The sequence below is a fragment of the Paenibacillus sp. genome, assembly GCF_035645195.1.
Lineage (GTDB): Bacteria > Bacillota > Bacilli > Paenibacillales > YIM-B00363 > Paenibacillus_AE.
Map to the genome: position 1 here is coordinate 1 of NZ_DASQNA010000053.1, position 21,300 is coordinate 21,300.

General features: G+C 63.1%; 16 protein-coding genes and 1 pseudogene. All 17 read right to left on the minus strand.

The features are described from left to right. Positions 1–431: 431 nt before the first annotated feature. Positions 432–752: a hypothetical protein gene (locus tag VE009_RS27070; RefSeq protein ID WP_325013247.1), complete on the minus strand. Its 321-nt coding sequence runs from the start codon at positions 750–752 to the stop codon at positions 432–434. Positions 753–762: 10 nt separating this feature from the next. Beyond that, positions 763–2,727, minus strand: a complete 1,965-nt coding sequence (locus VE009_RS27075) for a primary-amine oxidase (protein WP_325013249.1) — start codon at positions 2,725–2,727, stop codon at positions 763–765. Positions 2,728–2,749: 22 nt separating this feature from the next. Next, positions 2,750–3,037: a hypothetical protein gene (locus VE009_RS27080; protein WP_325013251.1), complete on the minus strand. Its 288-nt coding sequence runs from the start codon at positions 3,035–3,037 to the stop codon at positions 2,750–2,752. A 39-nt stretch (positions 3,038–3,076) separates the two neighbouring features. Continuing rightward, complete coding sequence (locus VE009_RS27085) at positions 3,077–4,408, minus strand: hypothetical protein (protein WP_325013253.1); 1,332 nt, start codon at positions 4,406–4,408, stop codon at positions 3,077–3,079. Positions 4,409–4,509: 101 nt separating this feature from the next. Beyond that, positions 4,510–5,331, minus strand: a pseudogene (locus VE009_RS27335) (IclR family transcriptional regulator). Positions 5,332–5,530: 199 nt separating this feature from the next. Beyond that, positions 5,531–6,517, minus strand: coding sequence for an AAA family ATPase (locus VE009_RS27100; RefSeq protein WP_325013259.1), 987 nt, complete (start codon positions 6,515–6,517; stop codon positions 5,531–5,533). 167 nt (positions 6,518–6,684) lie between these two features. Next, positions 6,685–7,527 (minus strand): hypothetical protein, encoded by an 843-nt coding sequence (locus VE009_RS27105; protein ID WP_325013261.1) that lies wholly within the window; start codon positions 7,525–7,527, stop codon positions 6,685–6,687. Then, a complete protein-coding gene (locus VE009_RS27110) occupies positions 7,524–8,159 on the minus strand; it encodes a peptidylprolyl isomerase (RefSeq protein ID WP_325013263.1) in 636 nt (211 codons plus the stop codon). The genes VE009_RS27105 and VE009_RS27110 overlap by 4 nt, the downstream gene beginning before the upstream one ends. Positions 8,160–8,242: 83 nt before the next feature. Further along, positions 8,243–10,720, minus strand: a complete 2,478-nt coding sequence (locus VE009_RS27115; RefSeq protein ID WP_325013265.1) for a PBP1A family penicillin-binding protein — start codon at positions 10,718–10,720, stop codon at positions 8,243–8,245. Positions 10,721–10,845: 125 nt separating this feature from the next. Continuing rightward, the gene (hfq, locus tag VE009_RS27120; protein ID WP_325013267.1) at positions 10,846–11,085 is read right to left on the minus strand and encodes an RNA chaperone Hfq; all 240 of its coding nucleotides are present in this window, start codon (positions 11,083–11,085) and stop codon (positions 10,846–10,848) included. 11 nt (positions 11,086–11,096) lie between these two features. After that, positions 11,097–12,068 carry a tRNA (adenosine(37)-N6)-dimethylallyltransferase MiaA gene (gene miaA / locus VE009_RS27125; protein WP_325013269.1) on the minus strand — a complete coding sequence of 324 codons (972 nt, stop codon included), beginning with the start codon at positions 12,066–12,068 and terminating at the stop codon, positions 11,097–11,099. Further along, positions 12,065–12,856, minus strand: coding sequence for a class I SAM-dependent methyltransferase (locus VE009_RS27130; RefSeq protein ID WP_325013271.1), 792 nt, complete (start codon positions 12,854–12,856; stop codon positions 12,065–12,067). Before VE009_RS27130 ends, miaA begins: the two co-directional genes overlap by 4 nt. Continuing rightward, on the minus strand, positions 12,856–14,997 hold the full coding sequence (mutL, locus tag VE009_RS27135; protein WP_325013273.1) for a DNA mismatch repair endonuclease MutL: 2,142 nt from the start codon (positions 14,995–14,997) through the stop codon (positions 12,856–12,858). The genes VE009_RS27130 and mutL overlap by 1 nt, the downstream gene beginning before the upstream one ends. Continuing rightward, a complete protein-coding gene (locus tag VE009_RS27140; RefSeq protein WP_325013275.1) occupies positions 14,990–16,450 on the minus strand; it encodes a S41 family peptidase in 1,461 nt (486 codons plus the stop codon). The genes mutL and VE009_RS27140 overlap by 8 nt, the downstream gene beginning before the upstream one ends. 40 nt (positions 16,451–16,490) lie before the next feature. Further along, positions 16,491–19,130: a DNA mismatch repair protein MutS gene (mutS, locus tag VE009_RS27145; RefSeq protein WP_325013277.1), complete on the minus strand. Its 2,640-nt coding sequence runs from the start codon at positions 19,128–19,130 to the stop codon at positions 16,491–16,493. Between the two features lie 67 nt (positions 19,131–19,197). Next, positions 19,198–20,637: a putative amidoligase domain-containing protein gene (locus VE009_RS27150; RefSeq protein ID WP_325013279.1), complete on the minus strand. Its 1,440-nt coding sequence runs from the start codon at positions 20,635–20,637 to the stop codon at positions 19,198–19,200. 143 nt (positions 20,638–20,780) lie between these two features. Further along, positions 20,781–21,300 (minus strand): outer spore coat protein CotE (gene cotE, locus VE009_RS27155; RefSeq protein WP_325013281.1); only part of this gene is annotated, 520 nt, incomplete at its 5' end.

Consider the following 21,300-nt stretch of genomic DNA (forward strand, 5'->3'; position numbering starts at 1 on the left):
CGCCAGCGTTCGTCCTGAGCCAGGATCAAACTCTCCAAAAAGGGTAGTTCGTCTATGCTCATTACAAGCTAGCTTTCTTACTTTGTCCGACGGACCGAAATCCGCCGAACGCGTATGCGCTCGTTGTTCAGTTTTCAAGGAGCAAGCTTGTGTTACCTTCTTGCTTGTCCGATTCGCTTTTCGCGACCGGAATTTGAATATATCATATTCGGACATCTCATTGCAACTGGCAATTTCTTACCGTCGCTTCGGCCTCTTGCTCGCCGCCGCCGCTCTCGCGGCCGGAAGAACAATATAGCATCCCGGACGCTAGCGATGCAACTTGTAAAATATCCCACGCTCGATATAAAGCATGCCATTCCTTAAAGCGGCGCACCCTACAGTAAACAAGCATCCCCCTTGGACGTTCCAAGGAGGATGCAGGATGCGATTTAATGAAGGAAAACAGAGCCGCTAACGATAAGCGTCGACGCCGCGGCCGCCGCCAACAGCCGCCATGCGCGTTGGCCCCGGCGCTTGCCGCGCCAGTAATCGAACATGAGCCTGCCGACCGCCGCTGCGGCGATCGCGTTCGCCCCCCAAGCCGCCCATGCGAGCCAGCTCAATTCTCCCGTATGCCCGGCATGCGCGTGAACGCTCGCCGCCGCGCCGGAAGAAGCGAAGACAGCACCGACATGGGCGGCATGCAACCCCAACGACGCGAGGGCGGACGTCGCGGCCGGCCAAGCCCGGCTCCAGAGCGATCGTTCCATCGCGGCATCCTCAGCTCGCACAGGACGAATTCTTCGCGGCGACGCTGATGCTGCAGTGCGACGCCTTCTTCGTCGGCGGCACGTCGAGACCAGGGTTTTCCGCGAAAAATCCGACCGGCTTTAACATAAACCCGATATAGTGCGCAGGCATAACGGGCCAATCCTCCGGCCGCGGAATATGGTTATGCCCCATCGTGTACCAGAGCACGACGTCGGTATCGACGATCGGCCGATCCGCGGCCGTCCACGCCGCGATGCCGTCGGCACCGTCGCTTTGATTCGGGTATTGCCCGCCTGCATGCATTTGAGAAGGGTCGTACGGCGTCACCCATACATGGTTCGTAATAAACGAAGCTCGGCGCATGACGCTGGAAGACGGATGCGCGAGCGGGGCGCAGTTTTCCCCGGTCATCAGCTTATAACCGACAGGCTGCCCCATCTCGTTCTTTTCGCGTTCATTAACGATTTTCCAATACCGCGCAGTATTCAAGTCAATGTTGCGCTTCGCCGCCGATTCCGTTTCGAGCCTAGTCGCTTGAGCGTAAAACGCATTACCCCATGGATTATGCTCTCCCTCGCTTTCCGATACAGTGTTCACTTCGTAAACCGTATTGGAGGTGCCGTCCACCATCATGTCCAAACGTACATTAAAGAAGTGTTGATGATTCGGCGCGTAAAGCCCCGGCGCGATCATCGTTCCGTATTTCGGGTTCGCGTCCGGCGGCATGCTGCCCGTCGACAAAATGCCCGTCAGTTTCACTTCGAACTGAATCGTTCCGTCTTGGTAGAAGTACCAGAAGAAGCCGTACTCGTAATTCGCCACTGTAGATATAGAAGAAATAACGAGCCGTCTCGAGCGCCTCACCTCGACGTCGTTCGTACGCCAATCCGTATGTTTCCAGAGGATGCCGTAATCTTCTTCGTGCATGCAGATCGCGTTTTTAATTTTCATGATCTCGCCGCGGCTGTTCGTCATCACGGCGTCGAAATATTGAATGTGGCCGACGCAGTCGCAGCCGTACGTGAGGCTGTTCGCCAACGCCCCGATGCCGTATTCGCCGGCGTCGAAGGCGTTTTTCGTATATTGGGTAGGCCCCGGATCGCCATACGGCACGACCATCTCGGACAAGGAAGCCCGGTACAAGATCGGGCGTTTTTTCCCTTGGTCGTTGTAACTGACCGTATGGATGACCAGCCCTTCCCGCGGATTAAAGCCGAAGCGAATGGACCATTTTTGCCACTCCACTTCGTGTCCGTTGACCGTGAAGCTCGGCCCTTCCGGCTGCGTAATTTCGAGCGGCTTCAAGTCGTCGCGAAGCTTGCCGATGCGGTCAGGGCTGTAATTGCCTGGCTTCGCAGGCATAGGCACGACGCCGTAGTCCTCGACGCGGATCACCTCCATCTTGTTCAAATCGACGACGGCGATGACGCCTTCGATCGGATGCGCGTACCCGTTGTCCGTCGGATCCGCCCGCACCCAGCTTAAGGTGCGGGACAGACGGGTCGTCGCTTCCTCTTCCCGGCCGAAATTGCCAGCGGACCAAGGATCGACCATGACGAGATCGATATCGGTAATCCCCCGCTTCGCGATCGCTTCGCGGAATGCGGGGCTCGCCTTCACCGCCGCCTCGCATTCTTCGAATTCATCCAGCATAATGTTCGGATGGGCGCCCGGCACGTCTTTCCAAGAAGTAATCGCGCCGAGCGTGATGGAGACGATCGCTTCATAACATTGACCGTCGGCGTTGTCGAGGAGCACAGCCGCCGCTTCGCGCTCGAAGGTCTGGCCCGGCGAATAGTTCAGCACGACCGACTTATCGGGCTCCCGCAGCGACACCGACACGAAACGAGCCTTCGGACCGAGTCGGCCGCTTTCCTTTAAGATTCGTACCGCCGTATTGATTTCTTCCTCCGATAACGGCTCCAGCGGATGCATGACGTCGGTTTCCAGCACGTCGGCTTCGTTAATGCTCATCGGCAGCACGTCTCCTCTCGATTTAAGATTCAGGGTTCGGCATCGTCATGGCCGGCATGGCCGGCAGCGTCGGCATCGGCTTCGCCGGCGCACGCTCCTTCAAGCTGGACGCCTCCAGCTTGCGCACGAGCTCAGGGTACTTCTCGACGCTTTCCTTAAAACTGTGTTTCTCATGACGCATCGAATAAACGATGAACGCCGCGAACAGCGCGACGCCGAGCACGACCGACAGCCATACGCCGAATGAGTTCGGACCGAACGTAAAGTACGCTTCCGCGCCCTCCCAAGACGTGACAGGACTCGTATTCATAGTACCTTCTCCCTTCGATTCGTAATTTCGAAATGAATCTTATCGAGCCGGTTCCGGCGCAAGCGGCGCCGGCGCCGCCCCCGTCTCCGGCGTCGGGGGAATGCCCTCCGGATACGCCGAAGCCGGCATTTCGACGATGTCGAGACCGAGCACTTCGATTTCAGGCGGGATGCGCAGCGCATCGGCTTTCTTCAACAACCAAGCCAAACCGTAACCGGGCACGAAACCGAGCAAAATCATCACGCCGGCGCCGACCAATTGACCGAAGAGCGACGTGGCCGGACCGGCGACGTTCGGGTAGCCGGAGGCGAACAGGCCGACGGCGACGACGCCCCACACCCCGACGAAGCCGTGCACGGCGACCGCGCCGACCGGATCGTCGATCCGCCCGCGGTCCAGCCATTTCCCGAACAGCGGGGCAAGGCCGCCGCCGACCGCGCCGATCAGAAACGCCAAAGCGGGATGGTACAAATCGAGACCGGCGCCGACCGAAATAAATCCGGCCAACCCGCCGCTAATCGTCCACATCGGATCGCTCCGGGAAAGCAGATACGCTCCGATGATACCGCCGGCGAAGCCCATCAGCGCATTGAACGCGAACGCGGACAGCGTCATCGGCGTGCCATAGATCGTAATCCAGTCGCTGCCGACCATGAAGATGGCGCATCCGCCGAGGAAGCCGAAGAAGCCGAAGAAAATGAGCATGAGTCCTAAAAATACGCTCGGCAGGTTGTGGCCGGCGATCGTCAGGGAACGGCCGCTCTCGTCGTACTTGCCGATCCGCGCCCCTAGATTCAACAGGACGCCGAAGGCGAAAAAGCCGGCGATCGTATGGACGACGCCCGAAGCGGCCGTGTCGTGGTACCCGAGCGTCGTAAGCATCCAGCCGGAGCCGTGCCACCCCCAAGCGGCGCCTAAGATCCAAACGACGGCCCCCAGCACGGTGGCAAGGATGAGAAAGGCGCTCATCCGAATACGCTCGATGATGGCCCCCGATAAAATCGACGCGGTCGTCGCCGCGAACAGCGCGAACGCCGCCCAAAACACGCCGCTGGCATGGTCCGCGAGGTTCGGCCCCATGTTCGCGCTCCACGGCAGCGCGCCTAGCGCGAGCGCATCGGTACGCGGCACGAAGCCGTCGGGGAACGCGTTATAAATCCACCAGCCGACGAAATAAAACGAAGGGATGACGACCGCGAGCGTCAATAAATTTTTCATCGCCGAGGCGAGCACGTTCTTGACGCGGGAGATGCCGACCTCGAGCGTTAGAAACCCCGCATGGATCGCAAACATGATCGCGGTGCACCACCAATAAAACACCTCCACGTTCATCGTACCGTGCAACTGAAACGCCGACTCCAACTCCTCCATCCGATCCGCTCCTCTCTCATCTGGTATGTACGAAAACCCAACATCAATGTAACCAAACAGAGACGCGGCGGGAATAACATCTTTCCGAATATTGAGAAAACTTATAATAAATTTTTCCCTTGCTTCCGATTCGCCCCCCTCCAGCCCAGCTCGCCGGAAATTTCGCGCGCCGTTCGCATGACGAGAAATCGCGCTTCGGACAGCTTAAGAGGAGGAAAGCGGAACGTCGGACCCGCGACGCTGATGCAGCCGACGACCCGATGGTCGTAAGAGAAGATCGGCGCCGCAATGCCGATCGTCCCCTCCGTCGCCTCTCCCTCCGTCACCGCATAGCCGTTTTTCCGAATGTTCTCCACATCCGCCTCGACAAACTCGTACGTCAAAGGCTTCAAACTCGGAACGCGGCTCCAATCCGCTTTCGCCAGCACCTAACGCCGCTCCCGCTCCGGCATGAACGCCAGGATGACGCGGTTGGACGCCCCGACGTACAGCGGCAGACGCAATCCGATCGGCTCCGACACCCTGAGCACCTGCGGAGAATCGATCGCATCCACGAAGACGCCTTCGTCCTCGTCCCGCATGGTCAAATACACGCTCTCGTTCACCTTGGCCGCGAGCTGCTCCATGAACGGACGAGACACGGCGCGGAACGGCAAATGGTTCCACAGCTGAAAGCCGTACTCCAAGAACGCGAAGCCGAGACGGTACTTTTTCGTCGTTCCGTCCTTCTGCACGAGGCCATGCTGCTTCAACGAGCGCAGCAGACGGTGCACGCTCTGCACCGGCAGCTGCAGCTTGCGGCTGATTTCCGTCGCGCTCAGCTCCTCCTCGCCGCCCGACGGGCGCAGCGCATCCAAAATTTTCACCGCTTTGTCCAACACATCAGACATCAAGACCCCTCCAATGTGATGTTTATGGAACATGAGATACAGGTTCGTGGATGATTAATGGAATATTATGTATCACAATTATCTTATAGTCCGGCGCCGCACGCACGCTCTTTTTCCCGCCGAGTGGGATTTCGAGCATTTATTTCGAAAATAAATAAACGGGAGCCGTCCGAGCGAACTCGGAAGACTCCCGTTTTCGTTTACGTAGAATTCGCCGGAGCCGCCTGCGCAGCTACCGCTTCGTCGGCCAATCCTCAGGCCGGATCGTCATTAACTCCTGCTTCGAAGGCACGTTCGGATGCTGATGCAGCAGCCGGACCGCTTGATTCCGCACCGCTTTATCCAGCATATTTCGCACGTATCTGGCATTGGCGAACGAACGCCAGAACACATGCTTCTCTTCCGTCAGCATTTGCTTCAACCGGTGCGCCGCTCCCGGCAGCAGCACGTACTCGCGCTCCTTCGCCATTTGTTCGGCGATCAACAGCAATTCGTCGACCGAATAATCGCCGAAGTCGATTTGGATCGGAAAGCGCGACGGCAGCCCCGGATTCAGCGTTAAAAATTGCTCCATCTCTTCGGAGTACCCCGCCAGAATCAAAATGAAATCTTCCCTGTGATCCTCCATCGCCTTGACGAGCGCGTCGATCGCTTCTTTCCCGAAATCCTTTTCGCCGCCTCTCGCAAGACTGTACGCCTCGTCGATAAACAAAATGCCGCCGAGCGCCTTCTTGACCAGATCTCGCGTTTTAATAGCCGTATGGCCGATGTATTCGCCGACCAAATCCGCGCGTTCCACCTCGATGAAATGCCCTTTGCTCAACACGCCCATGCGGTGAAACAGCTTGGCGATCAGACGAGCGACCGTCGTTTTGCCGGTTCCCGGATTTCCCTTAAAGATCATATGGAACACGTGCGGCTTCGTCTGCAGTCCGGCTTCCGCGCGGTATTGGGAGATCTGCAGCATGGCGTAAATTTCGTAAACCAGCTCTTTGACGTGCTCCAAGCCGACCATCTGATCGAGCTCCCGGAAAATGTCGCCGAACGGGCTTTGCAGCAGCAACGTTTTCGGGTGAACCGACGGCGTCGCCGTAGAACCTTGGTTCGGGTAGCTCTCGTTGTTGCGGAGAACGACTTGAATTTTTCGCGACGGTTTATCGGCGGCGGGAGCGGCGGGAACGGCTGCGTTCGCGTCTCTCAGCGTGCTGCGGTTGTTCATGGGCTCACCTCGTTTGTGGAAGGTGCTAGCAGTATACGCAAGTGCCCAGAAAAGCGTGACACGTGTGGGCACCCGTCTACGATATGCAATACATTTTTCGCGAAAAGGGTTCGTTCCTAGGGGCGATGGCGGGTTGGGAGCTGAGCTGCGGAGGGCAATGGTACATCTTATGCGGAGGACAGCCGAACAATGAGCCCCTCCCTAAGACGAACGTTCCATTCGTCCGAATTCGCGAAAGACGGACGAGCGTTCGCGCGGAGCGTCTCGCGTTCCGCGCTGCAGGCCGCCGCCAGCGTCATGCAGGCGACGCAGGCGTCCGCGGCGTCCTGTCTCGACGGCGCAGCCGCTCCGGCCGCGATCCGCGCGTCGACCCACCCGGCGGCTGTGCGCAGCGGTTCCGCGATTCGCTCCAGGTCGAGGCTCCGGGAGCCGCGCAGCAGCCGCGCCGTATGAGACGGATACACCTCGAACAGGGCGGGCGCGGAACCTGCGATGCGTGCGCCGGCCGCGCCGTCGAACGGGTACACGGCGCAGCCGGCCGCGCGCGCGTACGAGAGCAGCTTCCAGGCGGCATAACTCATGGCGCGCAAATTCGGGTTGACCGCCTTGAACGGGCTCGCCGCGCCCGCGGCGACGTCGGTCCGGCGGCACGCCCAGCTGTACGCCGCGCAGGGCGATTCGTAAGCCGGAAACGCTTCTTCCAACGCAGCCAGGAACGAAGAACGGGAGGAGCCGGCTGCCAAATCGAGCCACTCCTCCCACTCGGTAAAGCCCATACGTTCGTAAGCCGGGGACGCCGGCGCGAACGGCGCGTCGATGGCCCACAGCGCATCCGGCGGCGACTGCAGCAGCTTCGCGAACACGTCGAGCCGATCGTCGCACGGCTCGCATCGTTCGAGCTCGAACGCGCCGGCTTCGACGTCGAGCGTCCCGGAGGCGACGTAGAGGCCTCTCGACGGGTCGCGCGCGCCGCTGAAGTCTACGCCGTAAATCCGGATCGCCCTGCTCACGATTCTTGAATCGTGACGGATTCGATGCGAACCGTCTCCTGAGGCGTATCGCCGTTCGGACCGGCGACAGGCACCTCGTCGATGGCGAGCACCGTTTCCATTCCGGATTTGATTTTCCCGAAAATCGTATAGTTCGGAATTTGATTCAACGCCTGGCTCGCTTCGCCCGTGCAGATGAAAAATTGGCTGCCGTTCGTATTCGGGCCGGCGTTCGCCATGGCGACGATCCCCGTATCGTATCGATGCGGTCCGCCGAGCTCGTCCTCGAACGAATATCCGGGACCGCCGCGCCCCGTCCCCGTCGGGTCCCCGGTTTGGATAATGTAGCCCGGGACGATGCGGTGGAACACGATGCCCTCGAAGTACTTCTCCTTCGCGAGGAACACGAAGTTGTTCACCGTAATCGGAGCGTCTTTCGCGAACAGCTCGATCGTAAATTGTCCCTTGGTCGTTGTAACGACCGCTTCGTACGTTTTGTTCACGTCGATCTGCATTTCCGGCGGCGCGTCGTAGCTTGTCCGGCGCTCCTGCGCTCCGCCCGTTCCGTCCGTCCCGCCGTTGCCCCCGCAGCCCGCGATCAGCAGCGCCGCGGCCGCGAGCGCGGCCGTCATCATTTTCCATACCCGTTTCATGTCGAATTGCTCCCTTCGATGCTCTCTTTATATGTACAGAAAGGGAGCCTCGCGACGTTCGCCGCGGGGCTCCGCACCTTGCCTCACAAACCGTCCGGCGCCGGTTCGGTCGTCGTCCCGGCGTCGCCGGACGGATTCGAGTTCGCCGGTTCGTCGACGAGCGGAACGTCCAACACGCCGCCCGCGCCGCCGGCGTTATTCCCGTCGGAAGCGCCGTCGTCGGCTTCTCCGCCCCCGCCGCCGGAGCCATTCTCGTCGACCGGCGGAACGACGTCCCCGGCTCCAGGCTCGCCGCCGCCGTCGGCGGGCTCGCCTTCGTTCGGTTCCCCTTCGCCCTCTTGGCCCGGCAGCACGTCAGGAAGCACCGGCATATCGCCCTCTTCGCTTTCTCCTTCCGCCGGAACCGCCACCTCGACCGTGTTCGACGGCTCGCTCTCCATGTCGTCCGCCGCCGCATAGACGGTCACGTAATACTGGTACGTCATGCCCGGCAACGCCGAAATATCGAGGATCGTCGTCGTCGCGGAAGAAGTCAGCAGCCGCGCCTCAGACTCGGACGCTTCTTTGCGGTAGACGCGGTACTCGGCGCCCTCGCCCCCCTCGACAGGCGACCACGATAGGAGCGCCCCTCGCTGTTCGACGTCGTACGTTCCCGACAAATCGGTCACCGCCGGCGGGGCCTGCTTCTCCTGCGGCTCTTCGACGCCCTTCGGACGGCGGAAATCCTGCACCTCGCGCCCTTCCAACGCCGCTTTCATGACGGTCGCGAACATCGCCGCCGCCGTGCCGCTGCCCGTCTTGACGAAATGGTTCGCGTTCGTGTCGTCGAACCCCATCCAGACGGCGGCCGCGTACTCCGGCGTATAGCCGACGAACCAAATGTCGCGGTTGCCCGCGGAGTCTTTCACGCCCTTGAGGCCGAGCTGCGTCGTCCCCGTCTTGCCCGCGACCGGTCGGCCGAAGTTCGCCCTCGTCCCGGTGCCGCCTTTGCTCGTGACCGATTCCAGCAGGACGGTCATGTAATACGCCGTCCGTTCGCTCATCACCCGCTCTGCGGCAGGCTTGAATTCGTACACCGGGAGATCGTCCGAATCGAGCACTTTCGTAATGACGTGCGTTTGCGCGAGCATCCCGTCGTTCGCGAACGCGCCGTACGCCCTCGCCATCTCGAGAGGCGTCGCGCCATGCGTAAGGCCGCCGAGCGCGATCGCGAGGTTGCGGTCGGCCGCGTCCATGTCGATGCCGAGCTTTCTCGCGAACTGAAGCCCTTTGTCGACGCCGATTTCGTTCAGCAGCCAGACGGCCGGCACGTTGATCGACCGTTTGACCGCCTCCATCATCGTCACTTCCCCGGCGTACTTGCCGCTCAGATTGCTAGGGCTGTAATCGCCGAACGACAATTTCTCATCCCTGAGGCGAGAATACGGCTGCCAGTTTCCGGTTTCGAGCGCCGGAGCGTACACGGCGATCGATTTGAACGCGGAGCCCGGCTGCCGCTTGACGATGGCGCGGTTCCAACCCTTCTGCACGTAATTGCGTCCGCCGTTCATCGCGGCGACGCCGCCGGTCTTCGGATCGACGATGACCATGGCGCCCTGCGCGATTTGTTCCGGGCCGTCTTCCGGGAACAGCTCCGGATCGGCGAACGCCCGGTCCATCGCCCGCTGCGCCTGCGGATCGACCGTCGTATGAATTTTGTAACCGCCGATATAAATTTCTTCTTCGGTCATGCCGGTCACCCGCGCGGCTTCCGCGAGGATATAATCTTTCATCGCCGACGCGGTTTTATCTCTGCCTGCCGCCGGTTTGCCGAGCTGAGCGTTCAACGCTTCGCGCCGCTCCGCTTCGGTGATGTACCCTTGGTCCCGCATGAGCGCCAGCACGATCGACGCCCGATCCACCGCTTTTTCCGGATTGTTCGTGGGCGAATACGTTTCCGGCGCCTTCGGCATGCCCGCCAGCACCGCGATCTCGAGCAGGTTCAACTGGTCTAGATCGTCTTTGTTGAAATGGAGCTTGGCCGCCGCCTTCACGCCGTACGCCCCGTTGCCGTAATAGATCCGGTTCAAATACATCTCCAATATTTTATCTTTGGAAAAGTTGTTGTCGAGCGCAAGGGCGATCGACATCTCCGTCGCTTTGCGGAAAAACGTTTTGTCCGCGGACAAAAACAAGTTTTTCGCCAGCTGCTGCGTGATCGTGCTGCCGCCCTCGACGAGATCGCGGGCGATAATATCCTTGACGAGCGCCCGGCCGAGCGACCAAAGGTCTACGCCGGCATGCTCGTAAAACCGCTGATCTTCCGTCGCGATGATAGCGTCCTCGAGCAAATCCGGCACTTCCTCCAGCGTGACCAGCTCCCGGTTCTGCATGAACAGCTTCGTCCATTCGTCCCCGTTCTTGTCGTAGACGACCGTCGCCTCCGCCAAATCGAGCTTCTCCAGATTGCTCATCAAAATCTTGTACCCGTTCAAATAAATCACGATGTAGCCTACAACAAACAGCAGCAGTCCGAGCGTCAACGTTCCGAATACGCCGATGAACCATTTCCGCAATTTCATGGTGACACACCCCTTTAATCCGAGTCCTATACAAGATAGGTTTCTCTATACGCAAAAAGAACAACCCCGAAAGGGTTGCTCCGGCGTACTTTTATAGACGGTCATGCGGCGAAAAAGTTTCAATTTTATGCGTCAGAGTTCGTTTCGTACGCGAGCGATACGCTCCGCTGCGGCGTGAACGTCGAGATGGCGTGCTTGTACACCATTTGCTGGCGGCCGTCGCTGTCGATGACGATCGTAAAGTTATCGAACGCGCGGATGACGCCGCGAATTTGGAAGCCGTTGGTCAAATATACCGTGACCGGGATGCTCTCTTTCCGAAGCGTATTCAAAAACGTATCCTGGATGTTGATCGATTTGTTCATCATGAAGCCCCCTATGCCAGTGGCAAGTTGAATGGATAGTCCGACGACGGAAACGCTGTCGCTATTATATCACTAATAGTATCCAAATGGGTAATGAAATTTGCCGTATCCGTCATGTCGACCCAATGGATTTGGGGCATCGTGCGGAACCAGGACAGCTGCCGCTTGGCGAAATGCCTCGTGTTTTTTTTCAGCAGTTCGACCGCAGCCTCGTAGGAAAGCTCCCCTTCAAGATATGCGGCCAGCTCCTTGTAACCGATCGCCTGCATGGATGGCAGCGCACGGTCGTACCCGCGTTCCAGCAGCGAACGCACCTCCTCCAAGAGGCCTTCCTCCAGCATCAAATCGACGCGGCGGTTGATGCGCTCGTACAGCAGCGACCGCTCCATCGTGAGGCCGATCATGCACAGCGCGTACGGCGACGTCTTCTCGCGCTTCTGCGCTTGCTCGGACATCGGCCGCCCCGTCGCTTCGAACACCTCGAGCGCGCGAACGAGCCGCTTCCGGTCGTTCGGATGGATGCGCGCCGCCGACGCCGGGTCCCGCTCCGCGAGCAGCGCGTGCAGCGCGGCCGTCCCCCGCTCGTCCGCCAGCGCGTTCCAGCGCGCCCGCGCCGCTTCGTCGGCTTCGGCCGGGGAAAACCGGTAATCGTACACGACGGATTCGATATAAAGTCCCGTGCCGCCGACGATCGTCGGCAGCCGCCCCCGAGCGGCGCTGTCCGCGACGAGCGCCTCGACGCGCTCCTTGAAATCCGCGACGGTGAACGGCTCGTCCGGGTCGAGCAAATCGATCATGTAATGAGGGACGGCGGAGCGCTCCTCGGGCGTCGCCTTCGCGGAGCCGATGTCCATCCCGCGGTACACCTGGACGGAATCGCCCGAAATGATGTCGATCGGGTACCGTTTCGCGACGTCGAGGCTGACCGCCGTTTTGCCGACGGCCGTCGGTCCGACGATGACGAGCAATGGCTGTTTCTTCAAAGGGTGATCACTCCGTATGCGACTTGAGTTCGCGATTTCGCCTGAGCGTCGAAGCCGAGCCGCTCCCAGACGTCCGCGCCGCCCCGCTCCTTCAGAACGACCGACTTGCGCGCGACGCGGCGCGCCTCGCGCACCGCCTCCTCGCTGAGCGGTCGCGCGTTCGCGAGCGAGCGGAGCGGCGAAAGCCCTTGGGATGCGTGCACGGGCGACTCGAACATCGGGTCGAAATAAACGATGTCGACGCTGCGGTCCGGGAGCGACCGCAAATACGCCGTGTGGTCGGCGCGCACCGTCGCGATGCGCCGGAGCGCTTCGTCGAACGGCGCCCAGCCCGATTCGTACGTCTTCAGGCCTCGCGTCACGACGAAATGAAGCGGCCGCTCGCTCTCGACCGCGACGACCCGGCTCCGTTCGCCGCCGGCGAAGCTGAACACGATCGCGTCCGCGCCGAGCCCCGCCGTGCAGTCGACGACCGCGTCGCCGGGCTCGAACCGGCAAGCTTCGAGCATCGCGTCGCGCCCGCCCTCCGCGAGCCGCTTCGCCCGGACGAGACTCATGCCGGGGTGGAAGAAGAACGGCGGACCGCCGTTCTCCGGATGCCACTCCAGCGTCTCGGCGCCGACGACGACGATCGCCGCGCCCGGCCGCCGCGCGCGCAGTTTGTTAAGCGACGACCGGCCTCTCGGCACGAACGTCGCCCGAAGCTCCTCCGCGACGCGGTTCGCCTCGAGCGCCGCTTCGGCGGACGGATCGTACGTCGTCGTGACGACGATCTTCGTTTCCTGCATTACATCACCCGTTTGAACATTTTTTCGAGATCCCGCTTCGAGAAGCTCACCACGATCGGCCGCCCGTGCGGGCAGGTGAACGGGTTTTTGCAGGCGGCGAGCCGCGTGAGCAGCGCCTCGAGCGAGGCGAGCGACTGCGATTGATTCGCTTTGATCGACGCTTTGCAGGAGCACATGATCGCGGACGCCTCGCGGATTTTGGCGACGTCGGGGCTGCGCTCCGACAGTACCCACTGCGCCATCTCCTCGATGAGCGCCGCTTCCTCGCCCGGCGGGAACCAGCTCGGATGGGACCGCACCTTAAAGGTATTCCCGCCGAACGGCTCCAAATAAACCCCGACGCTTTCCAAAAGCGGCAAACGGCTCCGAAGCGTCTCCGCCTCCGCGGACGTAAACTCGATCGTATGCGCGAACAGCGTCATTTGGCTGACCGCTTCGACGGAGCCGAACTTCTGGTAATACCATTCGTAATTGATCCGCTCGTGCGCCGCGTGCTGATCGACGAGGAACAACCCGTCCTCGTTCTGCGCGACGATATACGTGCCGTGCAGCTGACCGATCGGGTACAGATGCGGGAAGCGCGGCCCGTCGTCGCGCTCCGGCGGCGCGTCGGCGTCGCTCGGCGGCGCGTTCGACGGCTCGGCCGGCGGCTCGGCCGCGGGCGGCTCGGCGGGCGGCGCGAGCGGGAGCTCCGCCGCGAGGTCGTCCGCATTCGGCGCGGCTTCCGCAGCGGGGGCCGCCCCGGAAGCCGCCGGTGCCGGCGCAGGCGCGGGCGCCATCGCCCGCAGCACCTTCTCCGCGTCGCGGGGCTCCCACGCGCGGGCGGGCGCGGCGGGCGGCGGCGAGGCCGCGCCGTACCTAGCCGCGGGCCGTGTCGCGCCGCCTTCCGGCCGCGCGGCGGGCGGCTCGGCGGCCCTCGGAGCAGGCGCCGCGGACGGCCGGTACGCCGGAGCGGACCCTTCCGCCGCGAGCGGCGCCGGCGCGGCCGCGGGGCCCCCGGCTCTCGCCGCCGGGGCGCCGCCGAGCAGCGGCCCGGACGACGCCGGCCGCGCCTCGTACAGCCGCAGCTGCTCCTGCACCGCCTGCGGTCCCCCCGCGCCGGCGGGCTTCAGCACGCGCTGCTCCCGCGCCGCCATCCCGCTCGGGATGAGCGTCTCCTTGCGCAGCGCGGCGCGCACCGCCTGCTGCACCGCCTCGGACAGCTCGGCGTCTTTGCTGAAGCGCACCTCGAGCTTCGCCGGGTGCACGTTCACGTCGACGAGCGACGGCTCCATCTCGATATGTACGATCGCGATCGGATACCGGTTGATCGGCAGCAGCGTGTGATACCCGGCGAGGATCGCCTGCGCGACCTGGAAATGCCGGACGAACCGGCCGTTGACGACGACCGTAATGCCGCCGCGGTTCGACCGCGTCACGTCCGGCCGCGCGATCCAGCCGGAAATTTTGAAATCCGGCGTCTCCGCGGCGACCGGGATCATCCGCTTCGCCGTTCCCGTCCCGTAAACGGCCGCCGCCGCCTGCTGCAGATCGCCGCCGCCGGACGTATCCAGCAATTGCGTCCCGTTATGGTCGAGACGGAACGCGATGTCCGGGCGGGACAGCGCCAGACGGTACATGTAGTCGGTTATGTGGCCGAGCTCCGTCTGCACCGTCTTCATGTATTTCAGCCGCGCCGGCGTGTTGTAAAACAAATCCTTCACCCGGAAGTCGGTGCCGCGGGGCGCCGCCGTTTCCTCGAACGCGAGCTTCGCCCCGCCTTCGATGACGAGCCGGTGCGCAAGGCCGTCGTCGTTCGCCGAGGAGATGCACTCGACGCGCGAGACGGCCGCGATGCTCGGCAGCGCCTCGCCCCGAAAGCCGAGGCTTCGAATGGCGTACAAATCTTTGCCGGTGCGGATTTTGCTCGTGGCGTGGCGCTCGAAGGCGACCGCGAGATCGTCGGGCTCCATGCCCGAGCCGTCGTCGACGACGCGGATCGTTCGCACGCCGCCTTCTTCGACGGTGACGTCGATCGTGCGGCTGCCCGCGTCGATCGCGTTCTCCACGAGCTCCTTGACGACCGACGACGGCCGTTCCACGACCTCGCCGGCGGCGATTTGGTTCGCCAGATGATCGTCTAGAATGCGAATCTTACCCATGATCGATCCACTCCACTACGACGCTCTTGCCCTCCGTCTTCGCCTTCGCGTTCGGGAACGCCTTCGCGAACGCGCCGAGCTCGATGTAGCTGGCGCCGTCCCGCAGCAGCAAGCCGCCGTTCGGCTTCGCCGCGAACGAGGCCGCGCCGCCGAGGCCGGTCAGCTTCACCGACTGCGCCGCGCCGTCCCATGCCGCCGCGCCGTCGATGACGGCCGCGAGCGCCTTGGCGGACAAATACGTTCGGCCGCCTTCGACGACCCAAGCCGCCGTCTCGTCGAACGATACGCCGTTCACGACCGTCTCGTAGCTGCGGAACGTCAGCTTCAGCTCGTCCGCGCCGGCGAGACGGAGCGCCTTCAGCGTCGCCTCGAGACGCGTCGAAGCGATGACGTCCGGATGGATGCCGACTCCGTCCACCGGGCTGCGCCGCGGCGTCAAATATTGCTGCACCGTCACCTTCAGCCCCCCGCCGCTCTCGAGCGGAATAAGCTGCTGCACGCTGCCTTTGCCGTACGTGCGCTCGCCGACGAGCGTCGCGAGCTTGTAGTCCTGCAGCGCGCCCGCGAACACCTCCGACGCGCTCGCGCTGTCGCCGTCGACGAGGAGTACGACGGGCACGTCGACCGACGAGCCGTTCTCGATCTCCATCGGCCTCCGGCTGCCGTCCCGGTTCACCATGTACAAAATCGGTCCGTCTTCGACGAAAAACGTGGCGACCTCGGCGACCGCGTCCAAATAACCGCCCGGATTGCCGCGGATGTCGATCACCAGCGCAACGTACTCGGGATCCGCCTCGAACGCGCGCAGCGCTTCGCGGACGAGGCCGGCCGTGTCGCTCGAGAACGAATCGATGCGGATATAGCCCGTACCGCCGTCCGTCATCTCGTAGGAGACGCTCGGGATGTGGAACGGCTGGCGCGTAATCGTCACCGTTTTGAGCAGCCGACTGGCGCCGTCCGCGATGTGCAGCTTCACCGTCGACCCTTCCGGACCGAGCAGCATATCGTATATATCCTCCAGCGGGGTATCTTTCACGACCTTCTCCCCGACGCGAACGATCGCGTCGCCGGGCTTCAGTCCAGCCCCTTTCGCCGCGGAGCCCTCGAACACCTCCAAGATCAGCAGCCCTTCGTCCGTTTGGGCGAACTGGATGCCGATGCCGACCATGACTTGTTCATAGGTATCCTGCAGCGCCTGCCATTCCTCCGGGTCGAAGTACTCCGTGTACGGGTCGTCCAGCGCTTCCAGCATGCCGCGGATGGCGGCGTCCTTCAGCTGTTCCCCGGAGGAGCCGCTCACATGCATCGTTTCCAGGAGCGAAAACACCTCGTACAGCTCGTCCTTCGGCTCCGCGGCGAACCCCGCGGCCGGCGAGGCGATCGTCGCGGCGAGCGCCGCGGCCGCGGCCGCCCGCATCCATACTCCCGTTCTCCAACGCTTTTGCTTCGTCATCGGATCTCTCTCCCGCTCCCGCATAGGGCGCACCATATTTTCACGACTGCGTTTTTTTCTTTAATTCGAACAGGAACTGCATCGCCTCGAGCGGCGTCATGTTCATCGGATCGGCTTTGTTCAGCAGCTCCAGCACCTCGTCGGCCGCCGGATCGCGCTTTCGCGCCGGCTCAGCGACGTCGTCGCCGAACATGACGAGCTGCTGGACGCCGGCGCTCGCTCCGCCGCGCCGCGGCGGCTTCGCGGACGCCCCTGCCGCCGCCAGCGCCGGGACCGCGACGCGCTCCTCCGCCGTCGCCTCGTAATCGCGCAGCAGCGCGTACGCCCGGTCGATGACCGCGCGCGGCAGTCCCGCCAGCTGCGCGCAATAGATGCCGTAAGAGGAATCGGCCGCGCCGGAGACGAGCTTGCGCAGGAACGTCACCTGATCGCCGCTCTCCTTGACCGCCATGCACGCGTTGGACAAATACGGCAGCGAGCCTTCCAAATGCGCGAGCTCGTGGTAATGCGTCGAGACGAGCGTTTTGCAGCCGATATGCTCGTGCAGATGCTCGATCACCGCCTGGGCGATCGCCATCCCTTCGCCGGTCGACGTGCCGCGCCCGAGCTCGTCGATGACGACGAGGCTTCGTTCCGTCGCTTTCGCGATCATCGTTTGAATATCCTGCATCTCGACCATGAACGTGCTTTGCCCGCCGGCGAGGTCGTCCGCCGCGCCGATCCGGGTGAACACCCGGTCGACGATCGGGATGCGGGCGCGCTTCGCGGGCACGAACGAGCCGAGCTGGGCCATGATCGAGATCAGCGCCACCTGGCGCATGTATGTGCTCTTCCCCGCCATGTTCGGGCCCGTGATGAGCAGCGCCCGCGTGCCGTCCCGCGTCAGCCGCGTGTCGTTCGCGATGAACGTGCCGCTCGTGAGCACCGACTCGACGACCGGATGGCGGCCGTCGACGACTTCAAGGTCGTAGCCCTCGTGAATATCGGGACGAACGTACCGGTTGGCCGCCGCCACCGTCGCGAGCGACTGCAAGGCGTCGATCGTCGCCATTCGCTCCGCGAGCCGCTGCAGCCGAGGGATTTCCGCCGCGAGCCGCTCCCGCAGTTCGAGGAACAAGCCGTATTCGAGATCGACCATCTTCTCCTCGGCCTCGAGAATAAGCGCCTCTTTCTCCTTCAGCTCCGGCGTGACGTACCGCTCGGCCGCCGCCATCGTCTGCTTGCGCTCGTAGCGCCCCTCCGGCACCATGTGCAGGTTCGCGCGGGTCACTTCGATATAGTAGCCGAACACTTTGTTGTAGCCGATTTTCAGCGAGCGGATGCCGGTCGCCTCGCGTTCGGCCTGCTCGAGCTCGGCGATCCACCGTTTGCCGTTCTTGCTCGCCTCGCGCAGCTTGTCGAGATGCGGGTCGAAACCGTCGCGGATGAGGCCGCCTTCGCGAATCGAGACGGGCGGCTCCGGATGGATCGCCGTCTCGATCCATTCGCGGATGTCCGCGCCTTCGTCCGGGTCGCCGGCGATGCGCATAAGCACGTCGCCTCCCGCGCGCCGGGCGAGGTCCATCAGCTGCGGCACGACGGCGAGCGAGGACGCCAGCGCGTTCAAATCGCGGGCGTTCGCCGAGCCGTACGCGATCCGGCCGGACAGCCGTTCGAGGTCGTATACCTGCTTCAGCAGCTCCCGGACTTCCTCCCGGACGAGCAGGTTGCGATGGAACGCCTCGACCGCGTCGAGACGAGCCGCGATGGCGCTCGCGCTGACGAGCGGCTTGTCCAGCCAGCGGCGAAGCAGGCGGGCGCCCATCGACGTCACCGTCTTGTCCAGCATGCCGAGGAGCGAGCCTTTCCGATTCCGGTCTCGCGCCGTCTCGGTCAGCTCTAAATTTTTTCTCGTAAACGGATCTAGCGTCATGTACCCGCTAGGTTCATAGACGCGAACCGAGCGAATATGGCCGAGCGACCGCTTCTGCGTCTCCGACAAATACGACAGCAGCAGCGCCGCGGCCGAGCGGTGCAATGCATCGAGCCCGTCCAGCGACAGCGCGGGAAAATGCTCCGTCAGCCACGCCGACTCGTCCCCCGCTTCTTCGCGCGAGGTGAAGACGACATGCTTCAACCGGTCCGCGAGCGCGGCTTTCAGCCGGCCCGCGACGGCCTCCGGACTGACGACCTCCGTCGCGTTGTACACGCTCAGCTCGTCCGCCGCTTCCGTCACGCCCATCGTCGCGACCGCGTACAGCTCGCCCGTCGTGACGTCGCACGCGGCGACCGCCCAGCGGCCGGCCCGTTCGACGACGGCGGCCAAATAATTGTTCGCCCGATCCGGCAGCGTTTTGCCGTCCATCACGGTGCCCGGCGTCACGACGCGGACGATCTCCCGCTTCACGACGCCTTTGGCCTCCGCCGGGTCTTCGACTTGCTCGCAGATGGCGACCTTATATCCTTTTTCTATCAATCTCGCAATATACGCTTCCGCGGAATGATAGGGAACGCCGCACATCGGGATGCGGTCCTCCCCGCCGCCTCGGGCGGTCAGCGTAATTTCCAGTTCGCGGGCGGCAAGCACCGCGTCTTCGAAAAACATTTCATAGAAATCTCCCAGGCGAAAAAACAAAAATGCGTCTTGCGCCTGCGCTTTGACGGACAAATATTGCTCCATCATGGGAGTGAGCTTGGCCATGAACGTCAACGTCCTTTGCGGGGTATGTATCTGTTCATTATACCATAACCGTCCCGAGACGCAGAAACTAAACGCGGTAAGGCGGTATTTTCCATGCGGCCCGCACGTCCGATTGCCCGTTCCACGGCTCCATCCGCTCGATGCGCCGCTTCAGCCGGTCGAGCGCCTTCGCATAACGCGCGTAGCCCGCCGTGCGTTCGAGATCGGTCCACGCCGCGAGCGCCGCGGGGCGGAGCGCGTCCTTGTCTCCGGCGTAATAATGCGCTTGCATGTCTACCCGTGCGAGCGGACGCTCCCGCAGCTCGCGGTAGTGCTCGCACACGACCTTCGCGAGGGAGATCACTCCCAGCGCGACGGCCGGCGAGACGATCCACGAGGGGAGCGTCCGGTATTCGAAGCCGCCGTGGAATTGGCGGCGGAAATCCCCTAGCGCGCCGTACCGGGGGCGACGCCGCGCGGACGCGCTGTCTTCGAGCAGCGCGAGCGGCAGCGCCACGTAGTTGTCCAGGGCGCGCAATAGATCGGCGTTGAGACCAACGCCGCTAACATGGATATGCCCGCCGAGCGCTAGCCCTGGGGCGGGCATCCCTCCGGCCAGCCATTCGAGGCCGGCGTCGTCGATCCGCGAAGCGGCGAGGCGCATCGCGGCGTACAAGTTGCGGAGCAGCTCCTGCGGCTCGGCCGCAGGGGAGGGCCGCAGCTCCGCAAGCGGGTATGCGAGTCTGTCGCCGATGCGGACGCTGTCGCAGCCGACAACGCCGCGGCGATCGAAATAGCGGGAAGCCGGGACGATTTTGCTCGTGCCGTCGGGGCCCGCGCGGCGCAGCACGAATTCGGGATCCATGCCGAACAGCAGCGTGCGGGTAGCCGAACGGTCCTCGTCCAGCTGCGCCTGCAGCCGGTTGACGGCCTCGGCGAACGAAGCGGCGAACGGTCCGGCCGCCGCCATCGGCGTAGGGTCGATCGATGCGATGAGCGGCTGGCCGTCCGCGTCGAGACGGACGACGACGACGGCGTAATCGAGGCCGAGCGCGTATACGGCGCGGACCGCCGCGCGCTCCGCGCGGCGCGCCGCCGTAGGGTACCGGCCGTCGGCTCCGGCCGGCACCGGGGCGAGCCGGCCGCGGATCGGTCCGGCCGCAAGCGCGGATCCGGCGGCGCCGTCCGGCGCGTACACGCCCAGTGCGTCCGGTCCGAATACCGGAACGACGAACCTGCGGACGAGGGCGCCGCGGCCCTCGCCGCGCGGGTCCGGCGCGCGCAGCCCGTGCCGCCGCAAATCCGCCCGGCGAAGGCGCGCGTTCAGCGCCCTGCGGACGGCGTGCGCCGGCTGCGACACGCCGGACGCCTCGGGCGGCTGCGCGGCGTCCGTCCCCCGGAACGACAGGACGGTCCACCGTTCGGCCCCCGGTCCGGCGCTAGGCAGCGCCGTGCCCGAAGGGACGCGCAGCAGCCGAAGAAAGGACGACAGCTCCGGCTGTCCCGCGTGTAGCACGAATACGCCCACGCTTCCTCGCCTCCGCTCGTAGAAAAATGCCCCTCGGAAAAACAAAGAGGGCAACCGCCCTCTCCCCAATTACTACGCTGACATACAATATAGTAAGTACGGGAAGACTCCTCCAAGGATCAGCGGGCAGCGGCTCCCTTTGTTCAGTTCAAATCGTCGTCGTCCTCCAGCAAATCGGCGTCAAGATCTTCGAGATCGTCGTCGGAACCGACGAAATCGACGGTCTTGTCGCCCCAATCGTCGCAGCCGTTCTTGCATACGACGACGCAAACCTTCGTCTCCGCGATCATCTCCACCTCGAACTCGCGTTCGACGCGGATGACGACGCTGCTGCCGTTGGAAGCTACGCTCGCTTCGACGCAGTTCGGCTCCTGCGTCGCTTCGGCGTACACTTCCTCCGTCGATGCGCGGTGCTTCGGATCCACGTTGGTCAGCGGCACCAGTTCCACGTACGACACCGTTTCTTTCGCTACGTCGGTCTTCGAGTTGCGGTCGTACGAGTACCAAATGTTGATATCATAGGTTCCCACAACCTCAATGCCGTCGCCGGATCGAACCGCTTCATACTGGTGGTTGATGATCCATGCCCCCAAAATGCTCGTGGGAAGGTTTGGCGGAGTCACGGTATGAGTCACTTGAGAGAACTTACGACCTTTGCCGCAG